Below are 8,211 nucleotides of genomic sequence, written 5' to 3'. Positions count from 1 at the left end.
AATGTTGCTGATAACAGTGGCGCTAAGCGTGTTCAATGTATAAAGGTTCTTGGTGGCTCGCACCGTCGCTATGCACGCATTGGTGATATCATCAAAGTTGCCGTAAAGGAAGCAAGTCCTCGCGGTAAAGTAAAAAAAGGTGATGTTGTTACTGCGGTAGTGGTGCGCACTAAGAAAGGTATTCGTCGTACAGATGGCTCTGCTATCCGTTTTGATGAAAACGCGGCTGTAATTTTGAATGCAAACTTACAACCAATTGGTACTCGTATTTTCGGGCCTGTGACACGTGAACTTCGTAATGAAAAATTTATGAAAATCGTATCATTAGCACCTGAAGTACTATAAGGAGTCACGATAATGGCATCTAAGATTCGTCGTGATGATGAAGTAGTTATACTTGCAGGCAAAGACAAGGGCAAAACTGGTAAAGTTACTAAAGTTCTTGTTGAAAGCGGCAAAGTATTCGTAGAAGGCGTTAACTTAATCAAGAAACACACTAAGCCTGTACCACAGTTACAGCAGCCTGGTGGCATTGTTGAAAAAGAAGCACCTTTACAGGTTTCTAACGTAGCTATCCTTAACCCGAAATCGGGCAAGGCTGACCGCGTTGGTTTTAGAATTGAAGACGGCAAAAAAGTTCGTTTCTTCAAATCTGATAACGAATTAATTTAATTGGAGTAAACGATGGCGAAACTGCATGATTTTTACAAAGATACAGTTGTAGCTGAATTGCAAAAGCAATTTGGTTATAAAAGTGTCATGCAAGTCCCTCGGATTGAAAAGATCACCCTTAACATGGGTGTTGGTGAAGCAATTTCTGATAAGAAAGTATTAGAGCACGCCACAAATGATCTTACTGCAATCTCAGGGCAAAAGCCGCTCACGACAGTAGCACGCAAATCAGTTGCGGGCTTCAAAATTCGTGAAGGCTACCCTATTGGTACAAAAGTAACTCTACGCGGCGAGCGTATGTGGGAATTTTTAGAGCGTTTAATCTCTATTTCTATTCCTCGTATCCGTGATTTTCGTGGTTTAAATCCAAAGTCATTTGATGGCCGCGGTAACTACAGCATGGGCGTTCGTGAGCAAATTATCTTCCCGGAAATCGAATATGATAAAATCGATAAAATTCGCGGATTAGATATCACTATCACTACTAGCGCGAAAGATAACGAAGAAGGACATGCTTTATTGTCTGCCTTTAGTTTCCCGTTCAAGAAGAAGGTGTAGAGTTATGGCTAAATCGTCAATGAAAGCTCGTGAAGCTAAAAGAACCAAGTTAGTAGCACAATATGCTGAAAAGCGTGCTGCGTTAAAAGCAATCATCTCTGGTGTTGATTCTTCTGAAGAAGATCGCTGGGATGCTGTATTGAAACTTCAAAGTTTACCTCGTGATTCGAGCAGTAGTCGTCAACGTAACCGTTGTAACATTACTGGCCGTCCACATGGATTCTTACGTAAATTTGGTTTAAGTCGTATTAAATTACGCGAAACTATGATGCGTGGTGAAGTTCCAGGTCTTAAGAAAGCTAGTTGGTAATTCACGGGAGTAAATGGTTATGATGACTGATCCTATCGCGGACATGTTTACACGCATCCGCAACGGTCAATCTGCAGCAAAAGTTGCAGTTACAATGCCATCTTCAAAAGTAAAAGTTGCAATTGCCAACTTACTTAAAGAAGAAGGTTATATTTCAAGTTTTTCAGTAGCGGGCGATGTAAAGCCAGAGCTATCTGTTGAATTGAAGTATTTTGAAGGTAAAGAAGTAATTGAAGTGATCAAACGTGTTTCACGTCCTGGTCTTCGTATATACAAAAGCTGTGATGAACTTCCTAAAGTTCTTGCTGGCATGGGTATTGCGATCATTTCGACTTCTAAAGGTTTGATGACGGATCGCGCCGCTCGCTCTGCGGGTATTGGCGGTGAAGTTCTTGGTTTCGTAGAGTAAGGAGAATAATATGTCTCGTGTTGCAAAAGCACCTGTCGTTGTTCCTGCTGGCGTTACCATTACGTTATCAGGTCAAGACATTACAGTTAAAGGTCCAATAGGCGAATTATCTCGCACGATCCATAGTGACGTTGTTGTTTCTCAAGAAGAAAACAACATTATTACTAATATCGTTGCTGATGTTAAAGGCGCTTGGGCTCAAGCCGGTACTACACGCGCTTTAATCAATAATATGGTTGAAGGTGTTAGTAAAGGTTTTGAAAAGAAATTAGTTTTACAAGGTGTTGGTTACCGTGCCAAAGCTGCTGGTAAGTCTTTAGACTTATCTTTAGGTTTTTCACACCCAATCAAACACACAATTCCTGAAGGAATTACTTGTGAAACTCCTAGCCAAACTGAAATCACACTGAAAGGTTGTGATAAACATTTAGTTGGTCAAACCGCTGCGAACATTCGTGCATACCGTAAACCTGAGCCTTATAAAGGTAAAGGTGTTCGTTATCTTAACGAAAATGTTCGTCGTAAAGAAGCTAAGAAGAAGTAGGGTAATACTATGGATAAGAGAACATCTCGTTTGCGCCGCGCTAAACGCGCTCGTGCAAAAATTAGCGAGTTGGGTGCGAATCGTTTAGTTGTATTCCGTACTCCTCGTCACATTTACGCTCAATTGATCGCGCCAACTGGTTCTGAAGTAATCGCATCTGCGTCTACTTTAGACAAAGAAGTTGCTGCTCAATTGGAAAAAACTGGTAATGTAGCCGCTGCAACTGCAGTAGGTACAGCAATTGCTGAACGTGCAAAAGCTAAAGGCATTGAGTCTGTAGCATTTGATCGCTCAGGCTTTCGTTACCATGGTCGCGTGAAAGCGTTAGCAGAAGCAGCTCGTGCAGCTGGTCTTCAATTCTAGGGGTTGATAATGGCTAATCATAATCAAGAAAACTCACAGCAAAGTGATATGGCTGAAAAGCTAATCGCCGTTAACCGCGTATCAAAAGTGGTTAAAGGTGGTCGTATTTTCAGTTTCACCGCATTAACAGTAGTTGGTGACGGTAATGGTCGCGTTGGTTTTGGCTACGGTAAAGCACGTGAAGTGCCTGCTGCAATCCAAAAAGCAATGGAAAAAGCACACCGTAACATAGTAACGATTGACTTGAAGGGTACTACTCTTCAGCATGTTATTATTGGCAAGCATTCGGGTTCTAAAGTTTTCATGAAACCAGCCTCTGACGGTACAGGTATCATCGCCGGTGGCGCGATGCGTGCAGTACTTGAAGTTGCAGGCGTTCAGAACGTATTGTCAAAAGCATACGGTTCTACTAACCCAATCAACGTAGTTCGCGCTACTGTTTCTGCCCTAGTGAATATGCATTCACCAGAAGGCATGGCAGCTAAACGTGGCAAAAGCGTTGAAGATATTTTGGGGTAATTAAGCATGTCTAAAACAGTTAAAGTAACTCAAGTGAAAAGTTCTATCGGTCGTTTACCAAAGCATAGAGCTACATTAAGAGGCCTTGGTCTACGTCGTATCAATCATACAGTTGAGTTAGAAGATACTCCATCTGTACGTGGTATGATCAACAAGGTTTACTATATGGTTAAGGTGGAGGATTAATTATGCATTTAAATACTTTATCCCCTGCACCGGGATCTCACAAAGCTAAAAAGCGCTGTGGTCGTGGTATTGGTTCAGGCATCGGTAAAACTGGTGGTCGTGGTCACAAAGGTCAGAAGTCTCGTTCTGGCGGTAGTGTACGTCCTGGTTTTGAAGGTGGTCAAATGCCATTGAAACAACGTTTACCTAAATTTGGTTTTACTTCACGTAAGTCTTTAGTTCGCGCTGAAGTACGTCTACATGAATTAAACCTAATTAAAGGTGATGTTGTTGATATTCACGCGTTGAAAGATGCTGGTCTAATTACCCGTAACATTATCGCTGTAAAAATCATGCTTTCGGGCGAGATTACACGCAAGATAACTGTTCGTGGTTTGGGCGTAACTAAAGGTGCTCGTGCAGCTATTGAAGCTGCCGGTGGTAACATCGAGGAATAATACAGATCATGGCTAAACCAGGAATGGCTTCTCAAAAGGGAAGTAGTGGCGCAGGCGGTTTGTCTGAGCTTAAACAAAGATTGTGGTTCGTATTCGTTGCACTGGTAGTGCTTCGCTTAGGATCATTTGTACCAATCCCTGGTATTGACGCCGCTGTATTAGCTCAGTTCTTTGATCAACAAAAGGGCACCATTGTAGAAATGTTTAACATGTTCTCCGGTGGTGCTTTAGAACGAGCCTCAGTATTGGCACTTGGTATTATGCCGTACATCTCAGCTTCAATTATTATGCAACTGCTAACGGTTATGACACCGAAATTTGCAGAGCTTAAGAAAGAAGGTGAAGCTGGACGACGTAAAATCAGTCAATACACACGCTACGGCACACTTGTTCTAGCAACAGTACAATCGATAGCGATTGCCAGAAGTTTACCGGAAATGATGCAAGGGCTAGTTATTAACGCTGGCTTTGGCTTCTATTTTACCGCGGTAATTAGCTTGGTTACTGGTACCATGTTTTTAATGTGGTTAGGTGAGCAAATTACTGAACGTGGTATCGGTAATGGTATTTCGATTATTATTTTCGCAGGTATTGTTGCTGGCATGCCATCAGCAGTTGGTCAAACAGCTGAAATGGCGCGTCAAGGTGAATTGCACTTATTAGTATTATTGCTAATTGGCGTTGTGGTATTTGCAATTACTTTTTTGGTAGTATTTGTAGAACGTGGTCAACGACGTATTGTTGTTAACTATGCTAAACGTCAACAAGGCCGTAAGGTTTTTGCTGCGCAAAGTACACATTTACCCTTAAAAGTGAATATGGCGGGTGTTATCCCACCAATCTTTGCCTCAAGTATTATTTTGTTCCCAGGCACGCTTGCGAGCTGGTTTGGACAAGGTGATGGCCCGGTAGCTGATTTCTTACAAGGAGTTTCTCAGGCGATGTCGCCAGGGCAACCTTTGTATGTATTTATGCTAGCCGCTGCAATAATATTTTTCTGTTTCTTTTACACGGCTCTTGTTTTCAATCCACGTGAAACTGCAGATAACTTGAAAAAGTCAGGTGCGTTTATTCCAGGGATTCGTCCGGGTGAACAAACATCCAAATATATAGATAAAGTAATGACTCGCTTAACCCTTTGTGGTGCGATGTATATTACTTTTGTCTGTTTGGTTCCACAGTTTATGATCATGGCATGGGACGTACAGTTCTATTTCGGTGGTACATCATTATTGATTATCGTCGTAGTGATTATGGACTTTATGGCACAAGTACAAACGCATATGATGTCTCATCAATATGACAATGTGCTTAAAAAAGCTAACTTGAAAGGCGGCGGTCGTTAGACCCTGTTAATTAAGTAACGGAGTATAAAATGAAAGTACGTGCATCCGTAAAAAAGATTTGTCGTAATTGTAAAGTGGTAAAGCGTAAAGGCGTAATTCGCGTTCTTTGCTCAGAGCCAAAGCACAAACAAAGACAAGGTTAGTTTATTTATTAGGTAAAGCACTTCAATTTATTTTGGAGTAAAAGACCAATAATTATTAACGTAATCTTTTTGAACTGGCATTATGCAGAATATTCGGTATAATGCCGCTTCGATTTGCGAAAAAAGAGAATGGTTGGGTATCCTAACGGGCTTTCCAACCAAAGTAATTTTAAATAACTATAGGAGATGTGTTAGTGGCCCGTATCGCTGGCATTAACATCCCTGATCGTAAGCATGCAGTAATCGCCATTACTGCGATTTACGGTATCGGTGCTACACGTGCGAAAGCAGTTTGTGCAGCAGCAGGTATCGATGAATCAACAAAGATCAGTGAATTAGACGAAGCAAAAATTGATTTGCTTCGCGCTGAAGTGGACAAATTTACCGTAGAAGGTGATTTGCGCCGTGAAGTTTCAATGAACATTAAACGTCTTATGGATTTAGGTTGTTACCGTGGCATCCGTCACCGTCGCAGTCTTCCTCTACGTGGTCAACGCACTAAAACAAATGCGCGCACCCGTAAAGGTCCTCGTAAGCCAATTAAGAAGTAAGAGGAACTAAACAATGGCTAAAACACCAGTTCGTTCGCGTAAACGCGTAAAAAAACAAGTTGCTGATGGCATGGCTCATATCCATGCTTCTTTCAACAACACAATCGTGACTCTTACAGACCGTCAAGGTAATGCATTATCTTGGGCGACTGCAGGTGGTTCAGGTTTCCGTGGTTCACGTAAATCTACCCCTTTTGCTGCGCAAGTAGCTGCAGATCGCGCAGGCGCTACTGCAAAAGAGTTTGGCTTGAAGAATATTGAAGTGTTCGTTAAAGGTCCAGGTCCAGGTCGTGAATCTGCTATCCGTGCCTTAAATGCTGCTGGTTTTAAAATCACCAACATTACTGACGTAACACCTATTCCTCATAATGGTTGTCGTCCTCCTAAGAAACGTCGCGTTTAATCGCTTTTTTTAGGATAGTTGGAGAAAGAAAATGGCTAGATATTTAGGTCCTAAGTTAAAACTTAGTCGCCGCGAAGGCACAGATTTGTTCCTTAAAAGCGGTGTTAGAGCAATTGACACTAAATGTAAAATCGAAACAATACCAGGTCAGCATGGCGCCCGTCGCGGTCGTTTATCTGATTACGGTGTTCAACTTCGTGAAAAACAAAAAGTTCGTCGTATTTTTGGCGTACTTGAAAAACAATTCAGTAACTACTACAAAGAAGCGGCACGTCAAAAAGGCAACACAGGTGAAAACTTGTTACAACTTTTAGAAACTCGCCTTGATAACGTAGTTTACCGTATGGGTTATGCCAGCACTCGTGCTGAAGCCCGTCAATTAGTTAGTCATAAGGCTATCGTGGTAAACGGCGTTGTAGTTAATATTCCATCTTTCACTGTTAAAGCTGAAGATACTGTTTCTGTTCGTGAAAAATCTAAAACTCAAGCGCGTATTATCGCTGCTTTAGAATTAGCTGATCAACGTGAGAAACCACTTTGGGTTGAAGTAGATACTAAGAAGCTTGAAGGTGTTTTTAAACGTCTTCCAGATCGCGCTGATTTATCTGCCGAAATTAATGAACAGTTGATTGTTGAACTTTACTCTAAATAGTAAAGTTGCACTTTAAGAGAGGACATATATGCAGGGTTCTGTAACCGAATTCCTTAGACCACGCATGGTTGGTATTGAAAATATCAACCCTCGTCGCGCTAAAGTAACTTTAGAGCCACTAGAACGTGGTTTTGGTCACACTTTAGGTAATGCGTTACGCCGTATTCTTTTATCTTCAATGCCAGGTTGTGCTGTAACTGAAGTTGAGATTGATGGTGTTTTACATGAGTACAGTAGTAAAGAAGGTGTTCAAGAGGACATCATCGAAATATTGTTAAACCTTAAAGGACTTGCAATAATTTTAGAAGGCAAAAATGAAGCTGTTCTAACGTTAACTAAGTCTGGTGAAGGCCCTGTAACGGCAGCTGATATCCAACATGATGGTGATGTAACTATTACTAATCCAGATCATGTCATCTGTAATTTAACAGGTGAAGGTTCTATCAGTATGCGGATTAAAATAGAAATGGGTCGTGGTTACGTTCCTGCTTCTGTTCGTCGCGATGCCGAGGAAGAAGATCGTGCTATTGGTCGTTTGTTGGTTGATGCCTCATTCAGCCCAGTAGTAAGAATTGCTTATGATGTTGAATCTGCTCGTGTTGAACAACGTACAGATTTAGATAAATTAATTTTAGACATGGAAACCAATGGTACATTGGATCCGGAAGAAGCTATCCGTCGTGCTTCAACCATTTTAGCTGAACAGTTAGATGCGTTTGTAGAGCTACGTGATATTAAAGAAGTTGAACAAGTGGAAGAAAAACCATTATTCGACCCAATTTTACTTCGTCCTGTTGATGATCTAGAACTAACGGTTCGTAGCGCAAACTGCTTAAAAGCAGAAGCAATTCAATATATTGGTGATTTAGTACAACGTGCTGAAGTGGAGCTTCTGAAAACACCTAATTTAGGTAAGAAGTCTCTAACTGAAATCAAAGACGTGTTAGCGTCGCGTGGTTTGTCTTTAGGCATGCGCCTAGAAAACTGGCCACCAGAAAGCATTGTTGACAACGACTAGTTCGATCATCGTTTTTTATTAACAGTTTGAGAGAAGGATTAACTTATGCGTCATCGTCAAAGCGGTCGCCAGTTAAACCGTAATAGCAGTCATCGTAAAG

General features: G+C 41.4%; 16 protein-coding genes. All 16 read left to right on the top strand.

The window, feature by feature from the left end:
• Window positions 1–345, top strand: a 345-nt coding sequence (gene rplN / locus HRT50_RS16405; RefSeq protein ID WP_291616453.1) for a 50S ribosomal protein L14, incomplete at its 5' end; no start/stop codon positions are given.
• 12 nt (window positions 346–357) lie between these two features.
• Window positions 358–672 carry a 50S ribosomal protein L24 gene (gene rplX, locus HRT50_RS16400; protein WP_114325568.1) on the top strand — a complete coding sequence of 105 codons (315 nt, stop codon included), beginning with the start codon at window positions 358–360 and terminating at the stop codon, window positions 670–672.
• A gap of 12 nt (window positions 673–684) precedes the next feature.
• Window positions 685–1,230, top strand: a complete 546-nt coding sequence (rplE, locus tag HRT50_RS16395; protein ID WP_291616449.1) for a 50S ribosomal protein L5 — start codon at window positions 685–687, stop codon at window positions 1,228–1,230.
• A 4-nt stretch (window positions 1,231–1,234) separates the two neighbouring features.
• Window positions 1,235–1,540, top strand: a complete 306-nt coding sequence (gene rpsN, locus HRT50_RS16390; protein WP_291616447.1) for a 30S ribosomal protein S14 — start codon at window positions 1,235–1,237, stop codon at window positions 1,538–1,540.
• Window positions 1,541–1,553: 13 nt separating this feature from the next.
• On the top strand, window positions 1,554–1,949 hold the full coding sequence (rpsH, locus tag HRT50_RS16385; protein WP_291616445.1) for a 30S ribosomal protein S8: 396 nt from the start codon (window positions 1,554–1,556) through the stop codon (window positions 1,947–1,949).
• Window positions 1,950–1,959: 10 nt separating this feature from the next.
• On the top strand, window positions 1,960–2,493 hold the full coding sequence (gene rplF, locus HRT50_RS16380) for a 50S ribosomal protein L6 (protein WP_291616444.1): 534 nt from the start codon (window positions 1,960–1,962) through the stop codon (window positions 2,491–2,493).
• Window positions 2,494–2,502: 9 nt separating this feature from the next.
• Window positions 2,503–2,856 (top strand): 50S ribosomal protein L18, encoded by a 354-nt coding sequence (rplR, locus tag HRT50_RS16375; RefSeq protein ID WP_291616441.1) that lies wholly within the window; start codon window positions 2,503–2,505, stop codon window positions 2,854–2,856.
• Window positions 2,857–2,865: 9 nt separating this feature from the next.
• Window positions 2,866–3,375, top strand: a complete 510-nt coding sequence (gene rpsE, locus HRT50_RS16370) for a 30S ribosomal protein S5 (protein ID WP_291616439.1) — start codon at window positions 2,866–2,868, stop codon at window positions 3,373–3,375.
• A gap of 6 nt (window positions 3,376–3,381) precedes the next feature.
• Complete coding sequence (gene rpmD / locus HRT50_RS16365; RefSeq protein WP_118959323.1) at window positions 3,382–3,561, top strand: 50S ribosomal protein L30; 180 nt, start codon at window positions 3,382–3,384, stop codon at window positions 3,559–3,561.
• A gap of 2 nt (window positions 3,562–3,563) precedes the next feature.
• Window positions 3,564–3,998 (top strand): 50S ribosomal protein L15, encoded by a 435-nt coding sequence (gene rplO, locus HRT50_RS16360; protein ID WP_291616434.1) that lies wholly within the window; start codon window positions 3,564–3,566, stop codon window positions 3,996–3,998.
• 8 nt (window positions 3,999–4,006) lie between these two features.
• Entirely contained in the window at window positions 4,007–5,344 is a 1,338-nt protein-coding gene (gene secY, locus HRT50_RS16355) for a preprotein translocase subunit SecY (protein WP_291616432.1), read from the top strand.
• 29 nt (window positions 5,345–5,373) lie between these two features.
• On the top strand, window positions 5,374–5,487 hold the full coding sequence (gene rpmJ / locus HRT50_RS16350; protein ID WP_130603190.1) for a 50S ribosomal protein L36: 114 nt from the start codon (window positions 5,374–5,376) through the stop codon (window positions 5,485–5,487).
• Between the two features lie 194 nt (window positions 5,488–5,681).
• Entirely contained in the window at window positions 5,682–6,038 is a 357-nt protein-coding gene (gene rpsM / locus HRT50_RS16345; protein ID WP_291616427.1) for a 30S ribosomal protein S13, read from the top strand.
• Window positions 6,039–6,051: 13 nt separating this feature from the next.
• The gene (rpsK, locus tag HRT50_RS16340; protein ID WP_114325558.1) at window positions 6,052–6,441 is read left to right on the top strand and encodes a 30S ribosomal protein S11; all 390 of its coding nucleotides are present in this window, start codon (window positions 6,052–6,054) and stop codon (window positions 6,439–6,441) included.
• A 31-nt stretch (window positions 6,442–6,472) separates the two neighbouring features.
• The gene (rpsD, locus tag HRT50_RS16335) at window positions 6,473–7,093 is read left to right on the top strand and encodes a 30S ribosomal protein S4 (RefSeq protein WP_291616422.1); all 621 of its coding nucleotides are present in this window, start codon (window positions 6,473–6,475) and stop codon (window positions 7,091–7,093) included.
• A 28-nt stretch (window positions 7,094–7,121) separates the two neighbouring features.
• The gene (rpoA, locus tag HRT50_RS16330) at window positions 7,122–8,111 is read left to right on the top strand and encodes a DNA-directed RNA polymerase subunit alpha (RefSeq protein ID WP_291616420.1); all 990 of its coding nucleotides are present in this window, start codon (window positions 7,122–7,124) and stop codon (window positions 8,109–8,111) included.
• Window positions 8,112–8,211 lie beyond the last annotated feature (100 nt).

This window comes from Colwellia sp. (assembly GCF_013215345.1).
Lineage (GTDB): Bacteria > Pseudomonadota > Gammaproteobacteria > Enterobacterales > Alteromonadaceae > Colwellia.
The sequence above is the reverse complement of the archived record's forward strand: the minus strand, read 5'-3'. Positions and strand labels throughout refer to the sequence as shown.